The sequence below is a fragment of the Lysinibacillus sp. GW821-FHT14F06 genome (assembly GCF_058803665.1).
On the sequence record NZ_JBXAPF010000001.1, the window covers coordinates 145,643 to 161,407 of the forward strand.

At 39.0% G+C, this 15,765-nt stretch carries 18 protein-coding genes; 15 read left to right on the forward strand and 3 right to left on the reverse strand.

The genetic code is table 11. The features are described from left to right. Nucleotides 1-9: 9 nt before the first annotated feature. Together AC1RNS_RS00705 and AC1RNS_RS00710 are read right to left on the reverse strand one after the other, a co-directional pair. Nucleotides 10-465, reverse strand: coding sequence for a VanZ family protein (locus AC1RNS_RS00705; RefSeq protein ID WP_492990067.1), 456 nt, complete (start codon nt 463-465; stop codon nt 10-12). Then, nucleotides 462-1,361, reverse strand: a complete 900-nt coding sequence (locus tag AC1RNS_RS00710; RefSeq protein ID WP_492990069.1) for an aldo/keto reductase — start codon at nt 1,359-1,361, stop codon at nt 462-464. The genes AC1RNS_RS00705 and AC1RNS_RS00710 overlap by 4 nt, the downstream gene beginning before the upstream one ends. A gap of 76 nt (nt 1,362-1,437) precedes the next feature. On the opposite strand from AC1RNS_RS00710, the gene AC1RNS_RS00715 reads away from it, so the two are divergent. The 12 genes from AC1RNS_RS00715 to AC1RNS_RS00770 all read left to right on the forward strand — a co-directional run bounded on the left by AC1RNS_RS00715 (nt 1,438) and on the right by AC1RNS_RS00770 (nt 12,289). After that, a complete protein-coding gene (locus AC1RNS_RS00715) occupies nt 1,438-1,974 on the forward strand; it encodes an NUDIX domain-containing protein (protein ID WP_492990070.1) in 537 nt (178 codons plus the stop codon). A gap of 73 nt (nt 1,975-2,047) precedes the next feature. Next, nucleotides 2,048-2,560, forward strand: a complete 513-nt coding sequence (locus tag AC1RNS_RS00720; RefSeq protein WP_427546675.1) for a hypothetical protein — start codon at nt 2,048-2,050, stop codon at nt 2,558-2,560. A 124-nt stretch (nt 2,561-2,684) separates the two neighbouring features. Beyond that, nucleotides 2,685-3,149: a ferric iron uptake transcriptional regulator gene (fur, locus tag AC1RNS_RS00725; RefSeq protein WP_004232171.1), complete on the forward strand. Its 465-nt coding sequence runs from the start codon at nt 2,685-2,687 to the stop codon at nt 3,147-3,149. 198 nt (nt 3,150-3,347) lie between these two features. After that, complete coding sequence (gene xerD, locus AC1RNS_RS00730; protein ID WP_492990073.1) at nt 3,348-4,250, forward strand: site-specific tyrosine recombinase XerD; 903 nt, start codon at nt 3,348-3,350, stop codon at nt 4,248-4,250. Between the two features lie 90 nt (nt 4,251-4,340). After that, nucleotides 4,341-5,522: a phosphopentomutase gene (gene deoB, locus AC1RNS_RS00735; RefSeq protein WP_492990075.1), complete on the forward strand. Its 1,182-nt coding sequence runs from the start codon at nt 4,341-4,343 to the stop codon at nt 5,520-5,522. Between the two features lie 12 nt (nt 5,523-5,534). Beyond that, nucleotides 5,535-6,785 carry a thymidine phosphorylase gene (locus AC1RNS_RS00740; RefSeq protein ID WP_492990076.1) on the forward strand — a complete coding sequence of 417 codons (1,251 nt, stop codon included), beginning with the start codon at nt 5,535-5,537 and terminating at the stop codon, nt 6,783-6,785. 322 nt (nt 6,786-7,107) lie between these two features. Then, the gene (gene spoIIAA, locus AC1RNS_RS00745) at nt 7,108-7,461 is read left to right on the forward strand and encodes an anti-sigma F factor antagonist (protein WP_054772226.1); all 354 of its coding nucleotides are present in this window, start codon (nt 7,108-7,110) and stop codon (nt 7,459-7,461) included. Beyond that, on the forward strand, nt 7,454-7,894 hold the full coding sequence (gene spoIIAB, locus AC1RNS_RS00750) for an anti-sigma F factor (protein ID WP_492990079.1): 441 nt from the start codon (nt 7,454-7,456) through the stop codon (nt 7,892-7,894). Before spoIIAA ends, spoIIAB begins: the two co-directional genes overlap by 8 nt. A gap of 10 nt (nt 7,895-7,904) precedes the next feature. Then, nucleotides 7,905-8,696, forward strand: a complete 792-nt coding sequence (gene sigF / locus AC1RNS_RS00755) for an RNA polymerase sporulation sigma factor SigF (protein WP_492990081.1) — start codon at nt 7,905-7,907, stop codon at nt 8,694-8,696. 15 nt (nt 8,697-8,711) lie between these two features. Beyond that, on the forward strand, nt 8,712-10,160 hold the full coding sequence (locus AC1RNS_RS00760; protein WP_492990083.1) for a spore germination protein: 1,449 nt from the start codon (nt 8,712-8,714) through the stop codon (nt 10,158-10,160). Between the two features lie 235 nt (nt 10,161-10,395). Then, nucleotides 10,396-11,715 (forward strand): diaminopimelate decarboxylase, encoded by a 1,320-nt coding sequence (gene lysA / locus AC1RNS_RS00765; RefSeq protein ID WP_492990085.1) that lies wholly within the window; start codon nt 10,396-10,398, stop codon nt 11,713-11,715. A 199-nt stretch (nt 11,716-11,914) separates the two neighbouring features. Further along, the gene (locus AC1RNS_RS00770) at nt 11,915-12,289 is read left to right on the forward strand and encodes a GNAT family N-acetyltransferase (protein WP_492990087.1); all 375 of its coding nucleotides are present in this window, start codon (nt 11,915-11,917) and stop codon (nt 12,287-12,289) included. On the opposite strand, the gene AC1RNS_RS00775 is transcribed toward AC1RNS_RS00770, so the two are convergent. After that, nucleotides 12,286-12,789: a DUF309 domain-containing protein gene (locus AC1RNS_RS00775; protein WP_492990088.1), complete on the reverse strand. Its 504-nt coding sequence runs from the start codon at nt 12,787-12,789 to the stop codon at nt 12,286-12,288. The genes AC1RNS_RS00770 and AC1RNS_RS00775 overlap by 4 nt on opposite strands. Before the next feature lie 55 nt (nt 12,790-12,844). Between AC1RNS_RS00775 and AC1RNS_RS00780 the strand changes: the two genes are divergently transcribed. From AC1RNS_RS00780 to AC1RNS_RS00790, 3 genes are all read left to right on the forward strand, one after another. Next, the gene (locus AC1RNS_RS00780; RefSeq protein WP_492990090.1) at nt 12,845-13,624 is read left to right on the forward strand and encodes a segregation/condensation protein A; all 780 of its coding nucleotides are present in this window, start codon (nt 12,845-12,847) and stop codon (nt 13,622-13,624) included. Further along, the gene (gene scpB, locus AC1RNS_RS00785) at nt 13,596-14,189 is read left to right on the forward strand and encodes an SMC-Scp complex subunit ScpB (RefSeq protein WP_492990444.1); all 594 of its coding nucleotides are present in this window, start codon (nt 13,596-13,598) and stop codon (nt 14,187-14,189) included. Before AC1RNS_RS00780 ends, scpB begins: the two co-directional genes overlap by 29 nt. A 207-nt stretch (nt 14,190-14,396) precedes the next feature. Beyond that, entirely contained in the window at nt 14,397-15,470 is a 1,074-nt protein-coding gene (locus AC1RNS_RS00790) for a D-alanyl-D-alanine carboxypeptidase family protein (RefSeq protein ID WP_492990092.1), read from the forward strand. The last annotated feature ends 295 nt before the right edge of the window (nt 15,471-15,765 follow it).

Sequence of the window (15,765 nt, forward strand, 5' to 3'; positions counted from 1 at the left end):
TAGAATGCTCTACTTTCTTAATTTCTTAACAAACACAACAATACCCACAAAAACTATGGCTCCAGCCGTATCGACAAGAACATCCTGCCCGCTCATCATACGTCCCGGTGTAAAGCTTTGACGAAACTCATCAAGCATAGCAATTATAGCTGTTCCTATAATTGCCACTGATGCCGGAAATCGGCGTTTGCCCCATACAAAGTAAATACCAAGTGCAATACAACCGAAACCTACAAAATGTGTTAATTTTCGAATTAAAAACTCTACAAATTTAAAATAACCACGCTCTTCCACAGAAACGACTGTGTCCCAATATGGTATTTGTAATAAAGATAATTGTTTCTCAAAGGGTTTATTTGCTAAGATATCCTCTAATTCTGGTAGTATGCTTTGTTGCTCATAGGTCATGCTAGATGAAATAATTAGCACCAACAAAAATACCGCCAAGACAAGCCGTTTTTTCATCGATGTTCTAAATAGAGTTCTGCTTTTGTTAGCTCATTGGCTGCTATAAAGTTGGATATGGAATCTATTTTTTCATAGGCTGCGAGAGTTTGTGCCAGCTGTTCCTGGGAGCTTGCACCTATCACTGTTGATGCAATAGCAGATTCCTTTAGATTAAAGGCAATGGCCAGTGCATGTAAATCATCATATTGTGAGGCTAAGTTTGTTAATGTTGCAGTTAATTCCTCGCCTGTATATGTGTTAAAGCCGCTGCTGTGCTGCAAACGTTTTTGCCAGTTATTCGTTAGTAAACCCTTTGCAACAGTACCACGTGTTACAACAGAAGCCCCTTCTTTGGCGATAAAATTGAGCCATTCCTCTGAACGACGATCCAAGGCACTATATTGCATCATCACACTTTTTGCTGAGCTAGCTGGTAAAAACCGTTTAAGCACATTTGGTCGAATTGAGGAAATGCCGTATTCTCTAATTAGACCATCCTTTTTTAAATCTTCAAAAGTCTCTATTATTCTATCCCAATCATCCTCTAAGGTACCGCCATGCAACTGATAAACATCAATATAATCAGTGCCAAGCCGTTTCAAGCTAGCACGTACAGCTTCTTTTATATAGGAAGGTGATGCATCCCAATGCCAACTTTCTTTATCCTCATTCCAACGATTTCCTACTTTTGTTGCTAGTTTTACATGTGGACGACGCTTTCCTAAAATTGCGCCAATTATTTCTTCATTTGCCCCAAAATCATATAAATCGGCTGTATCGAAATAATTAATGCCAGCATCTAGTGCCATATCAACAATATAAGCAGCCTTATTCTTATCTGTCGAAAGAGACATACCTCCTAAACTGATTTCCGAAATAAACAATTCACTAGAACCAAGCTGTCTTTTTTTCATGCGAATGACCTCCTTCGATTTCTCTATCTGTAATGGTACAATGAACATATCTGAAGAACAAGCGAGGTTATCGTCAATGAAAAAGTTTGAGGAAAAAACGATAAAGACTACTCCTATTTATGACGGGAAAATTGTGAAGTTACAAATTGATGATGTCACATTACCAAATGGTCAGGTGGCGAAACGTGAAATTATTAAGCATCCAGGCGCCGTAGCGGTGATTGCTGTTACTGCAGAAGGTAAGTTAGTGTTAGTGGAGCAGTATCGTAAAGCTCTTGAACGATCAATTATTGAAATTCCAGCTGGAAAGCTTGAACCTGGTGAGGAGCCAATGATGACAGCACGTCGCGAGTTAGAGGAGGAAACAGGCTACGGTGCACAAAGCTTTACCTTTTTACAAGCATTTGCAACTTCTCCTGGCTTTGCAGATGAGGTGATTCATCTTTTTATCGCAAAAGATTTATATAAAATTGACAACAAAGCAGATTTAGATGAAGATGAGTTTGTCGAATTATTAGAAGTTTCGTTGGAAGAAGCCCAACAAATGATTATAGATGAGCGTATTTATGATGCTAAAACAGCGTTTGCAGTACTTTGGCTTGCGACACAATAAGAAAATAATCTTTAGCATAATAGAGACGGACGAGCATAAGCTGTACAAACCTTGATAGAAAAGGAGCATGTTTATGTCTCGTACGGTGTCTACATTTTATCACGCTTCCATTATAGCTGTGAGTTTTGTTTGTGGCGTTATCTTCTTTCACATTATCGGTGGGCCGAATGCGGAGCCTTTTATATTATTTATAGAGCCTCGTTTAGCAGATGGGGACAGGCATTCTATATTTCGATTAGTACTACCAGTTGCCGTTTCAGTAGCTCTTGTATTATTGCTGGCAACTCATAGTGTCCTAAAGGTTTTAGTACGAGTAACAGTGGCAATGCGTGCAACCTTTTTTGGCTTTAGTTCAGTTTTTTTATTACAAAAACTTGAAGCTTTTTGGGTTTATACGATTTGGTGGTTTCCATTTCAGCTCATCTATTGTATATTGTTGCTAATCCTATGCAATTTACTTGTACCTGCTTGGTCTAAGCGAAAAATTGGGAAAATGGTACCTGGTCGAACAATTTTGTTGAATTTTGTTGCGTTTTTCATCATAATAGTGGCTGAGTTTATTGTTATTTCATATGTATTAAAATAATAGGTTCACATACACAAAGTTAGCATAATGTAAAAACTTGCAAAAGCATATTTGAAATCTATTCACTATCTTGTAATAGGATTTACTCCTTTGGTATAATGGAAAGAGTTTAGGGGGGCGTCACATGGAGAGCCGAATTGACCGAATAAAAAAACAGTTGCATAGTGCAAGTTATAAGCTGACGCCGCAGCGAGAAGCAACAGTTGCTGTACTGCTTGAGCACGAAGAAGACCACTTAAGTGCAGAAGATGTGTATCTTTTAGTAAAAGAAAAGGCACCTGAGATTGGTCTAGCCACTGTCTATAGAACGTTAGAGTTACTAACTGAGCTCAAAATTGTCGATAAAATCAACTTTGGCGATGGCGTATCACGCTATGATTTACGCCAAGAGGGTGCTGCGCATTTCCACCATCATCTAGTTTGTATCGAATGTGGTGCAGTAGATGAAATTCAGGAAGATTTACTTGAAGATGTGGAAGCCGTTGTTGAAAAGCGTTGGAACTTTATCATAAAGGATCACCGATTAACTTTCCACGGTATTTGTTGGCGCTGTCATGATAAAAACGACGAATCGAATGAAGAAAAATAACGAGAAACTGTCTGTTTTAATCTTAAGTTATAGATTGAATCGGGCAGTTTTTTGTTTTCAGCATTTATTGCTACTGATACTACTAAGAGAGATGGTTTGAACTATTAATCTGAAAATAGTTTAGGTGGGCATTTAAGCACAATTTTAGGAGGCGTGCTAAAATAGAGAATAATTGACAGTTATTGAGGGGGCGTTATGATGAATGAATTTCAATATGCTATAGAGGATTACATCCATTTTATCCAAGTTGAACGGCAGTTATCTGACAATACTTTAGCATCCTATCGCCGAGATTTAGAAAATTATGTGGTTTTTTTGCAGGAAGTAGAGGGAATGTCAGACTTTCGCAAGGTGGAGAGAACGACCATATTACGTCATTTGGAGCAACTACGGATGCAAGGGAAGACAAGCCGTACCGTTGCACGCCATATCTCCTCTATTCGTAGCTTCCATCAATTTTTACTGCGAGAAAAACGTGCTGAAACAGACCCAACAGTGCATTTAGAGATGCCAACGATTGAGCAAAAGCTGCCAAATATCCTTTCTATTGAAGAAATTGAAGCGTTATTAATGGCACCTAATCGCAGTAAGCCTCAAGGTGTGCGTGATGTGGCAATGCTGGAATTGTTATATGGCTCAGGAATGCGGATTAGTGAGTTAATTTCATTAGGTTTATCAGATATTCATCTAACAATGGGCTTTGTCCGTGTTTTTGGTAAGGGAGGAAAGGAGCGCATCATCCCCCTTGGAAAAAGCGCTCTTTCTGCATTAAATCACTATTTAAATAGTGCTCGGGGTCAATTACAAGGAAAATACCCAAAAACAGATGCTTTTTTTATCAATCAACGAGGGAAACGTTTAACAAGACAGGGTTGTTGGAAATTAATGAAGGAGCATGCTTTAAAAGCAGGCATCCAACACGAGTTAACACCACATACATTACGTCATTCATTTGCAACCCATTTAGTAGAAAACGGTGCGGATTTACGAGCTGTGCAGGAGATGCTTGGTCATGCGGATATTTCCACAACACAAATCTATACACATATTAGTAAAACAAGACTATCAGAAGTTTATAAGCAATTTCATCCACGAGCTTAAGAATGTAAATTGTATGTTAGTCGGATGTCTGACCTTTATTTTTCGCTTTTTTTTGGTAAAATAGAGTCATGAGATTAGGAGGCAACAATTATGAATAAACTATTTAATAAAATTCATGTAGTAGTTTTGGACTCAGTGGGAATTGGTGAAGCCCCAGACGCAGCGAACTTTGGCGATGTTGGTTCACATACACTTGGTCATATCGCTGAAAAAATGAATGGGCTTACAATGCCTCATATGGAAGCTTTGGGCTTAGCGAATATTGAACCACTACAAGGTATACAGGCAGTAGAAGAACCAAAAGCGTACTATGGAAAAATGCAGGAAGCATCTGTTGGTAAAGATACAATGACAGGACATTGGGAAATTATGGGGTTAAATATTGATAAACCCTTTAAAGTGTATCCAGAAGGGTTCCCTGCAGAGTTGATTGCGGAGCTTGAAAAACGAACGGGCCGTAAAGTACTGTGCAACAAACCTGCGAGTGGAACACAGGTCATTGAGGACTTTGGTAAGGAGCATATGGAGACAGGTGCGATTATTGTTTATACCTCAGCTGACCCAGTTCTGCAAATTGCTGCACATGAAGAAATTATTTCAGTGGAGGAGCTCTATAAAATTTGTGAAATAGCACGTGAGCTAACGCTACAACCCGAATATTTAGTTGGTCGTGTTATTGCTCGACCATTTATCGGTACGCCTGGGAGCTTCACACGTACATCTAATCGTCATGACTATGCGTTAAAGCCTTTTGGTCGTACAACGATGAATGTATTAAAGGATGCAGGCTTAGATGTAATCGCTATCGGAAAAATCTCTGATATTTTCAACGGTGAAGGTGTTACAGATGCAGTTCGTACGAAAAATAATATGGATGGTATGGATAAATTTGCGGAGGTTGTGCGCCGTGATTTCCACGGAATCAGCTTCTTAAACTTAGTAGACTTTGATGCCAATTTTGGACATCGACGTGATCCATTAGGCTATGGAAATGCATTACAGGAATTCGATGCTCGATTACCAGAAATTACTGAGACCATGACTGAGGATGATTTGCTAATTATTACAGCCGACCACGGCAATGATCCAACATTCCATGGCACAGATCATACACGTGAATTTGTACCATTAATTATCTATTCACCACGTTTTAAAGGTGGACATGAGCTTGCTCTGCGTGAAACTTTTGCAGATATTGCAGCAACAATTGCTGAAAACTTCAACGTCGAAGCACCAGCATTCGGTAAAAGTTTCTTAAATGAACTGAAATAGGGGGATTTTCGTATGAATATGGCGCAGCTATTTGAAAAGAAAAAACATGGCAAGGAGCTATCGCAGGCTGAAATTCAGTATTTTGTAGAAGGCTATACTACTGGTTCAATCCCTGACTATCAAGCAAGCTCTTTACTAATGGCGATTCGTTTATTGGGCATGACAGATGATGAAACATTTTATTTAACAAAGGCAATGATAGAATCCGGAGATGTTATTGATTTAACATCTATTGAGGGCTTTAAAATAGATAAACACTCGACTGGCGGGGTAGGTGATAAAGTCACACTTATTGTCACACCAATAATTGCAGCATTAGACATTCCAGTGGCAAAATTTAGTGGTAAGGGTCTAGGTATCACTGGAGGGACCATCGATAAATTAGAGTCTATTCGAGGGTTTAAGACGGAGCTTTCTTCACAGGAATTTATCGACAATGTCAATAAACATAAAATTGCGGTGGCTGGTCAAACAGGTAATCTTGTACCAGCTGACAAAAAGTTGTATGCGCTACGAGATGTGACAGGTACTGTCGATTCCATTCCGCTTATTGCGGCATCAATTATGAGTAAGAAAATTGCAAGTGGTGCGGACGGCATTGTATTAGATGTAAAATGTGGCTCAGGTGCATTTATGAAGACGGAACAGGAAGCTCAGGTTTTAGCTGACACGATGACTGCAATTGGTGAAAAGCTAGGACGAAAAGTTGTTGCTCATATAAGCGATATGGATAATCCATTAGGGAAAATGATTGGGAATAAGCTAGAAGTAGTGGAGGCTTGTGCTTTACTTAAAGGCCATATGGACGAGACACATGAGGATTTACTTGAGGAATGTACAATCATCTCCTCATTAATGTACCAGGTTGCAGCTGGCGTGAATGAACCAGAGGCAACAGCAGCCGTGAAGCGTGTGTTAGAGGACGGCTCAGCAGCGGCAAAATTTGAAGAATTTATTGTGGCACAGGGCGGAGATTTAGACGATATTGTACAGAAAGATACAATGAATAAAGTAGTGGTCAAAGCGCCTGCTGAAGGCACTGTAACAACCATTAATGCCCTGTTAATCGGTGAAGCTAGTGTTTCCCTTGGTGCAGGTCGATTAACGAAGGAATCAGAACTGGATTACGACGCTGGTATCCAATTACTTGCTAAAAAAGGTGATCATGTAAGTAAAGGTGAGGCGATTGCTTATTTATATTCAAATCGCGTAATTGATGAGGAAACAGTAGATAAAGTACAGAAAGCTTATACAATTGCATAAATATTTTGGAGCGAGAACTCTCTTTTTAGGAAAAGAGGGTTCTCGCTTTTTGTTATGTAACGGATAGAAAAGCTAAAGTGAAATATAAACTCAATGGATAGATAGAAGTGTCAATGTGATGGATAGATTCACTCAAAATATTGCTAGTACTTATTAAAGAATATGGCGTTTAAAAAATGTTGATTTATCCCATACTGCACTTAACCTAAAAAGCTATCAGTATGTCGATTTGACACTATTTCGGAAGACTTTGCACTAGTTCTGTCAGCCGCAAGGAATCACCGCATCAAATGTGGAATTGCACGAGGAGGAGGCGATGTTCATGCATTTTCAATTAGAAATGGTAACAAGAGAGACTGTGGTAATACGGTTATTTGGGGAGCTCGATCATCATGCAGTAGAGCAAATTCGAGCAAAAATTTCTACAGCCATTTTTCAAGGTGCTGTATCGACGATTATTTGGAACCTAGAGGGACTTTCCTTTATGGATAGCTCAGGTGTAGGTTTAGTACTTGGCCGGATGCGAGAGTTAGAGGCAGTGGCTGGTCGAACAATTTTATTAAATCCATCGCCGACAATGCGAAAAGTATTTCAATTTTCAGGTTTAGGGCCATGGATGATGGATGCAACAGAAGAAGAAGCGATTGAACGAGTTAGGGGGATTGTAAATGGATAATGAAATGACATTAACTTTTTTAGCACTTAGTGAAAATGAAGCTTTGGCACGTGTAGCTGTGACGGGCTTTATCGCGCAATTAGATCCAACAATTGATGAGCTATCTGAATTTAAAACGGTTGTTTCAGAGGCTGTTTCCAATGCTATTATTCACGGCTATGAAGAGAATGGCAAAGGCGTTGTTACAGTTCATGCAAAACGTGAGGATGATATTGTAACTGTGTCTGTTATGGATAAAGGTACTGGTATAGAAGATGTAAGCCAAGCAATGGAGCCGTTATTTACAACGAAAAGCGCATTAGAGCGTTCTGGCATGGGCTTTACAATCATGGATAGTTTTTCTGATCAATTAACAGTTATTTCTAAATGGCAAGAGGGCACAACGGTTACATTTACCAAGAAATTTTACTCGGTTCGCACACCGGTAATGTGAGGTAGGGATTGTGAAGCCGTTAGAACAGTCGTCCGATAAGCTATTGTCACAGGAAGAAATGCGTGATTTAATTGCGCGTGCACAGCAGGGCGATCATGAGGCTCGTAAACGTATGATTGAAGGGAATACGAGACTTGTGTGGTCCATCGTACAACGCTTTACAACTAGAGGTGTGGAGCTTGAGGATTTATTCCAAATAGGCTGTATAGGTCTTATGAAATCCGTGGATAAATTCGATTTAACGTATGATGTGAAATTTTCGACATATGCCGTACCGATGATTATTGGAGAAATTCAACGCTTTCTAAGGGATGATGGGATGGTGAAGGTGAGCCGCTCTATTCGGGAGTTAAATTTTAAAATTCGCCATGCAACGGATGAGTTTATTAAAAATAATGAACACCCGCCTACCATTCAGGAATTAGCGCAGGTACTCGGTGTCACGGCTGAGGAGATTGTTACAGCTTCAGATGCTTTAAGAGATCCTGCTTCCTTACATGAACAATTGTATGAAAGTGAAGGAGATTCCATTACATTAATGGATCAAATGAAGGATGAAAAATCTGAACAGCCTTTTGACTATATTCCTCTTAAAGAGGTATTAACGAGACTTGATCCACGAGAACAATCAATAATCTATTTGCGCTATTTCTCAGATTGTACCCAAACAGAAATTGCCACTAGATTAGGTATTTCACAGGTGCAGGTATCACGATTAGAGAAAAAAATTCTTGCTCAATTAAAAACTTGGATGGCCACAAGTGCCACTATAGAAGAGGAAGAAATAAAAAAAGACAACTAAGAAAATGGTGACAGCATGACAAATAAATTATTTAACAGCTTAGAAGAAGCCGAAAATTTTCTTATTGAACAATTTGGTGACGGCGAATCATTTGACGTTGGTATCAAGCATTTATTTGTCAAGGATTTGCCGGTTCTTTGTGCATATATAAGTGGACTTGTAGATGGAGAGGCTTTAACCCAGTTACTGTCTAATATGTTGCCTGATGAGGACATTGAAATTGATTTGGAGGATGAAAAAGAGTATTTTGAATCCTATTTTAACTTTCATGGTCGCTCAGAGGAAACGGAACGTAAAGCTTATTTATTAGCTATTTTAAGTGGGCAAGTAACCTTTATTACCAAAAGCGGTTACTGCTATGTTGCTGAACTACGAAATTATCCAGGGCGCTCTCCCGAGGAGCCAGATAATGAAAAAGTTATACGTGGTTCAAGGGACGGTTTTACAGAAGGGATTTCTCAAAATACGGCTTTAATACGTAGGCGTATTCGCAACAGCAATTTGCGTTTCGAGCTACATAAAGTATCCAAAATTGGTCAAACCGATGTTGCTCTAGCGTTTATAAAGGATATTGCGAATACTGAAATGCTCGATAAATTGCGACAGCGTATCGGTCAGATTGAGCACGATGGCTTAACAATGGCAGATAAATCACTTGAGGAATGGCTGTTTAAACAAAAGTTCCATCCAGTTCCATTTGTACGTTACTCAGAACGACCAGATATTGTTGCAGCACATTTACTAGAAGGACATATTGCAATCATTGTGGATACATCCCCTTCAGTCATTATTGTTCCTGCAACTGTATTTCATTTATTACAGCATGCGGAGGAGTATAGACAGGCACCTTTAGTTGGTACTTTTGTTCGATTTATGCGTTATTTTGGTGCCATTATGGGTTTGCTGTTATTACCACTGTGGTATGTATTTGCAACAAATCCATCCATATTGCCGGATGCTATTTCCTTTTTAGGTGAAGAGAAAAAATCACATATTCCATTATTGCTGCAAATTCTAATTGGCGATATAGGGATTGAGTTTTTGAGAATGGCCGCCATTCATACCCCGTCCCCATTGTCTACTGCGATGGGCTTAGTTGCGGGAGTAATTATTGGTCAAATTGCCATTGATGTTGGATTGTTCTCATCAGAGGTTGTGTTATACACCGCAGTTGCTGCTATTCTAACATTTATTATTCCGACCTATGAACTAAGTATCTCTGTGAAGCTCTTTAGATTAGCATTATTAATTATGACAGGTCTTTGGGGTGTGAACGGGTTATTTATAGGCATTTTTCTATTATTTACGTATTTATGTTCGTTACGTCCGATGCAGGCGCCTTATATGTGGCCGTTAATTCCATTCTTTCCAGTAGCAATGCTTCGTGTGCTGATCCGTTTCCCAATGACAGCAGATGCATTAAGACCTTATGTAGTCGCTTCCAAACAGCGAAAAAGATCATAGGAGCCGTTGCACTCGTTTTTTTCATGTGATAAAGTTCACATATAGTATTTTGTGATTTTTGCGAAAATTATCTTCATACAAAATGGTTTATTCATACAAGTACGAATTTGTGAGCAGGAGATAAACATGAAGGATTGTTTGAAAGCTATAAAATATTGTAGTATTCAAACAAGCGCAATGAAATTTTCATGTGATGAATCACAGAATGGAACGATGTGAAAAGGGAGAGATGCACATGCATTTATATGGGACACAAGCAATTTCTGAAAAAGGTCATTTAACAATAGGACAGGTAGATACGCTAGAGCTTGCCAAAGAATACGGTACACCTTTATTTGTGTACGATACAGCGCTTATTCGTAAGCGTGCTCGCGGCTTTATTGATACGTTTAAAAAACTAGGCGTTAAAGCAGAAGTAGCTTATGCTTCAAAGGCATTTGCATGTGTAGCTGTGTACCAATTAGCGGCCGAGGAAAATTTATCGTTGGATGTAGTCTCAGGAGGAGAATTATTTACAGCGTTAAAAGCTGGATTTCCTGTTGAGCGTATTCATTTCCATGGTAACAATAAAAGCATAGCTGAATTAGAGTTAGCCTTTGATGCCAAAATTGGTTGTATTGTCGTAGATAATTTCTATGAAATTCAGTTATTAAAAGAAATTTCAGAGCGCCGTCAACAAAAAATGCGTATATTATTGCGTGTCACTCCAGGTGTCGAAGCACATACACACGATTTTATTACGACTGGTCAAGCAGATTCTAAATTTGGTTTCGATTTAAATAATGGTCAAGCAGATGAAGCGTTCCAACAAACATTTAACCATCCATATTTAGAGCTCCTAGGTTTACACTGCCATATTGGCTCACAAATTTTTGACACAGCTGGCTTTGGCTTAGCGGGGGAAAAATTAATCGATAAAATTTCGGATTGGTACAAGGTTCACGATTTTACATGTACTGTGTTAAACTTAGGGGGAGGCTTCGGAATTCGTTATACAGAAGAAGATGCACCTCTTGAGCCACAAGTATATGTAGAAGATATGATTACAGTCGTCAAAAATAAAGCGACTGTACTTGGACTTAAAATGCCGGAAATTTGGATTGAACCAGGTCGTTCACTTGTAGGCGATGCAGGTACGTCTCTTTATACGATTGGTTCACAAAAAACAGTGCCAGACGTACGTAAATATATAGCTATAGATGGAGGCATGAGCGATAATATCCGTCCAGCGCTATACGATGCGAAATATGAGGCTGTCATTGCAAATAAAGCAAGTGAACCAAAAAGTGAAACATATACAGTGGCTGGAAAGCTTTGCGAATCTGGTGATAAATTAATTATCGATGCAAAACTTCAGGAAGCAGCTTCTGAAGATGTATTAGCAATCTTCTGTACTGGCGCGTACGGATATTCTATGGCAAGTAACTACAATCGTGTTCCACGACCAGCTGTAGTGTTCGTAGAAGATGGTAAGCATCAGTTAGCAATTCGACGCGAAAGTTATGAAGATATTGTGCAAAACGATCTCCCGCTTACGTTAAAAAAGGGTGAGTAAATTTGAGGAAAAATAAATGGGTTTTACTAGCGTCCATTTCAGTTTTTATCTTATTGTGGGGCGTACTTTATTGGGTGTTGGCGTCTAAAGGAATACTTGGACCTGGTTCGTAAGACAGAAATTGGCTTGCGGTAAAAGTACAAATCGTGTAGGATAGTCAAAGATTATGTACAGCTAGAAAAAGAGGGAATAGACAAATATGTTAATTCGATATAAAAAAGCTTTCGAGAAAATAGCAATGGGGCTACTCTCGTTTATGCCTAACGAAAAAGACATAAAAAAGCTCACAGAGACAATCCACTCCTATGAAAATAATGATAACTGGGTATTATATTTATGGAAAAAGAATGATGAGTATGTTGGCATTGTCGGACTGGTAACTGACGATAATAATATTGCTACGATTCAGCATGTATCCGTTGTCCCTTCTTACAGAGGAGAGGGCGTTGCGAAGGAAATGCTGCAGGAAGTGGCTGAACTTGGTCAGTTCGAAAATGTGCGCGCAACAGATGAAACACGTAAATTTGTTCGAAAATGTATAAATTGTATGGATGAAGAAGCAGACGAGCATTAACGTCTGCTTTTTCTATGTTTACTTTCTTGTCTTTCTGCAAGAATATGTGAGCGATCTCGAAGCATATGTTTATGAAGAAGATAGTTAGCGTTACTGTTTGGTAAAAGTTGTATGCGAGTGATTGTTAAATCTTCCAATGCAGGAGAAAGGGGTAACTGAAAGGCTTGGAAGGATCTACCTGTGTGGATAGCAGAAAGCACCTCGGCAAGATGTAACATTAGTTTATCGTAGTTAATTTCTGTAAAAAAGATATCGTTACGATTAGATTGAAAATTATTGAATGCTTTCTCGAGGATTCGTGCTGCACCAGTATAATTGTGACGTCGCCAATGATATAGGCCCGTTGCAAGCTGTACATATCCTACGAGCGGATGTTTTTTATCACCTGGAGCAATATCCTTCCAGTATTCCTCAAGAACTTCATGACATTCAAAAAAATCATGGTTGCCATTGAAATATGCGCAGTAGTCGATAAATAAAGTATGATGCTGTGGATGCATTTTGGACTCCTTTCTACTATACTAAAAGAACATAGAAACACAGGGTGGTAAAACAATGTCTTATGAAGTAAAATTAGATGCCTTTTCAGGGCCTCTTGATTTATTATTGCATTTAATTCACAGATTGGAAATTGATATCTATGATATCCCAATGGCTGAAATTACTCAACAATATATTGATCATATACATGCTATGCAAGTACTGGAATTAAATGAAGCTAGTGAATATTTAGTGATGGCTGCAACATTACTGGCAATTAAAAGCCGTATGCTCTTGCCGATTCATGAAGGTGAGCTGGAGGATGCCGAATTAGAAGTGGATGGCCCAGACCCTCGTGAAGAACTTGTACTACGTTTAATTGAGTATAAGAAATATAAGGAAGCGGCTAGTAATCTGCAAGAGCTTGAAACAGACCGAGCACAAGTATTTACTAGGCCGCCAGCAGATTTATCGGGATTAGCCTCAGATGAGCAAATGGCGTTATTTGATATGAATGTCAACATCTATGATATGCTTAGTGCTTTTCAAAAGCTGATGCGCCGAAAGAAATTGAAAAAACCATTAAAGACAACTGTTGCAAGACAGGAGCGTTCAGTGCGTGACCAAATGCGCTCAGTTGTTGATTCATTACGTTCCACAGGTGGACGTGCATCATTTTTCGCGCTTTTTCCCTATGAAGATAAGCCAACGCTTATTCTGACGTTTTTATCACTACTTGAGCTGATGAAACGTCAGGTCGTCATCGTAGAGCAAGACGGTAACTTTGAAGAATTAACGGTTACCTTACAGAAGGAGGATTGGGATGATGACGAAAACAATGATGCTACAGAGTAGAATTGAAGCTTTATTATTTGTTGTCGGAGATGATGGTTTAACCATCAAACAATTATCACAGCTATTAGGCGAGGCCGAAGAACCTGTTGTACAGGCTATGCAGGCATTACGTGTAAGCTATGAAGAGGATTTAGCGAGGGGCATAACCGTCAAAGAGATGGCAGGTGTTTATCAGCTAATAACAAAGTCTGAGCTTGCAGATGCTATTCAAAGATTAGTAGAAAATCCTACTGTCCAATCATTATCTCAAGCGTCACTTGAGGTACTTGCGATTGTGGCCTATAAGCAGCCAATTACACGTGTAGCCATTGAGGATTTGCGCGGTGTGAAGTGTGAAAGGCCTATACAAACGCTTGTTTCTAGAGCATTAATTAAAGAGGTTGGCCGTTCAGAAGGGACAGGTCGTGCAATTCTATATGGGACCACTAAAGAGTTTTTAAACTACTTTGGATTAAATAGTATTGAAGAAATGCCGCCTCTACCTGAGGAAGAAAACGTTGAAACAGAGCAAGAAACAGATTTATTTATGACGAAATTCCAAGAAACTTTTAGTGGGATAAAGTAAAGATATATCATATATTGCTTTTAACATAAATATGTATCTAGCATAAACATATAGTAGTAAGATTTCCTTTTAAATGGAAGTTGAAATAGAAGTGTAAGACCATTTGTAGAGGCTAGATTAGTGAGCTAACAACTGGTTGGAAAAGAACCATTAGATTAGTTTCATGTTATTTATATTTTCCTATTACTTTTAATAAGGAGTGGCTCGTTGCTTCGGTTAGTACGTGTACTATTGTTCATGTTTGTCGTGTTAATGCTTATGCTTCCGCAAACCAGCCTAGCAAGAGGAGGCAGTGGATATGTTGTCCTTGATGGTGATACGGGCCGTGTTTTATTAGAATCTAATAGTGATGCACGGCTACCCATTGCCAGCTTAACAAAAATTTGGACAGCGCTTGTTGCTATTGAAAACAGTGATCTTCAGGAGGAAGTGGTTATTTCACCAAGGGCTGCGATGGCTGAAGGCTCATCAATTTACTTGCAAGCAGGTGAAAAGGTAACGGTTGAAACGCTATTATATGGTTTAATGCTGCGCTCAGGAAATGATGCAGCAACAGCTTTAGCGGAGCATGCTGGAGGGTCAGTAGAGGGGTTTGTCAAATTAATGAATGAGCGAGCTGTTGTAGCTGGTCTCACAAATACCGTTTTTATGAATCCTTCTGGCTTACATCATGATGAGCATCTATCATCAGCTAGGGATACTGCGGAGATGCTGAGGATCGCTCTTCAAAATAAAACCTTCAAGACAATTGCATCAACTGTTTTATATAGAGCTGATACAGAAAATGGAATGCTTTGGGAAAATAAGCATCGTTTATTGCGAGAGGGAGCAGGAACCTCTGCTATCTTAGATGACGACGTGAAACAGCAGCCAGTGAGTTCCTTAAAAACTGCAACGGGTACAGCCTTTGCTGGAAAAACGGGTTTTACAAAGGTTGCTGGTCGCACACTGGCTACTGCCTTTCAAAATGATGGGCAAACTTGTATCGTTGTCACGCTGAATGAATCCGATGATTGGAATGTACATCGGGGGTTAGCCAATAAAGTGTGGGAAGAGTACAATCTTGAGACAGTAGTGAAAAAAGGGAAGTATAATGTGAACAAAAAGGTAGCCATTCGTTTAGAGCAGCCAATTCGTTTACAACTAACCAAAGAGGAAAAAGATAGTGTAAGGCAAGTGTTACATGTTTCAAGGAAACGTCAGGAGGCTGTCCTATCGATTTTTATCGGTGAGGAACGAATATATGCAAAGGCAGTAACTGTTGAATCAGCGGATCGTTAAAAGCGGACGCTGATTTTTTTGACGTTAGAACGTTCCTATAGGAAAAAAATTTTAGAATCACAGTCGATTTGTCATTTAAAGAAACGAGCATACTAGCTCTGAATAAAAAGGATCTACAGTAAATTTTAGGTGTTAAAATTATAGAAACTAGCTAATAAAAAATTATTTCAAATACTCTAATTACTTATTCATAATTAGTTTTTCTTTAATAATACACAAAAGTATGACATAATTTTCACAGATTAGCGGGAAAAATAACCTGATTGAAGATTGTATAAGGTTTATTTCAATTACG

Coding starts and splice junctions, on each gene's coding strand:
- AC1RNS_RS00710 (WP_492990069.1), bottom strand. CDS start 1,361: ATGAAAAAAAGACAGCTTGGTTCTAGTGAATTGTTTATTTCGGAAATC.
- AC1RNS_RS00780 (WP_492990090.1), top strand. CDS start 12,845: ATGTCTTATGAAGTAAAATTAGATGCCTTTTCAGGGCCTCTTGATTTA.
- AC1RNS_RS00715 (WP_492990070.1), top strand. CDS start 1,438: ATGAAAAAGTTTGAGGAAAAAACGATAAAGACTACTCCTATTTATGAC.
- AC1RNS_RS00760 (WP_492990083.1), top strand. CDS start 8,712: ATGACAAATAAATTATTTAACAGCTTAGAAGAAGCCGAAAATTTTCTT.
- fur (WP_004232171.1), top strand. CDS start 2,685: ATGGAGAGCCGAATTGACCGAATAAAAAAACAGTTGCATAGTGCAAGT.
- spoIIAA (WP_054772226.1), top strand. CDS start 7,108: ATGCATTTTCAATTAGAAATGGTAACAAGAGAGACTGTGGTAATACGG.
- AC1RNS_RS00775 (WP_492990088.1), bottom strand. CDS start 12,789: ATGCATCCACAGCATCATACTTTATTTATCGACTACTGCGCATATTTC.
- lysA (WP_492990085.1), top strand. CDS start 10,396: ATGCATTTATATGGGACACAAGCAATTTCTGAAAAAGGTCATTTAACA.
- xerD (WP_492990073.1), top strand. CDS start 3,348: ATGAATGAATTTCAATATGCTATAGAGGATTACATCCATTTTATCCAA.
- scpB (WP_492990444.1), top strand. CDS start 13,596: ATGACGAAAACAATGATGCTACAGAGTAGAATTGAAGCTTTATTATTT.
- AC1RNS_RS00720 (WP_427546675.1), top strand. CDS start 2,048: ATGTCTCGTACGGTGTCTACATTTTATCACGCTTCCATTATAGCTGTG.
- spoIIAB (WP_492990079.1), top strand. CDS start 7,454: ATGGATAATGAAATGACATTAACTTTTTTAGCACTTAGTGAAAATGAA.
- AC1RNS_RS00740 (WP_492990076.1), top strand. CDS start 5,535: ATGAATATGGCGCAGCTATTTGAAAAGAAAAAACATGGCAAGGAGCTA.
- AC1RNS_RS00705 (WP_492990067.1), bottom strand. CDS start 465: ATGAAAAAACGGCTTGTCTTGGCGGTATTTTTGTTGGTGCTAATTATT.
- deoB (WP_492990075.1), top strand. CDS start 4,341: ATGAATAAACTATTTAATAAAATTCATGTAGTAGTTTTGGACTCAGTG.
- AC1RNS_RS00770 (WP_492990087.1), top strand. CDS start 11,915: ATGTTAATTCGATATAAAAAAGCTTTCGAGAAAATAGCAATGGGGCTA.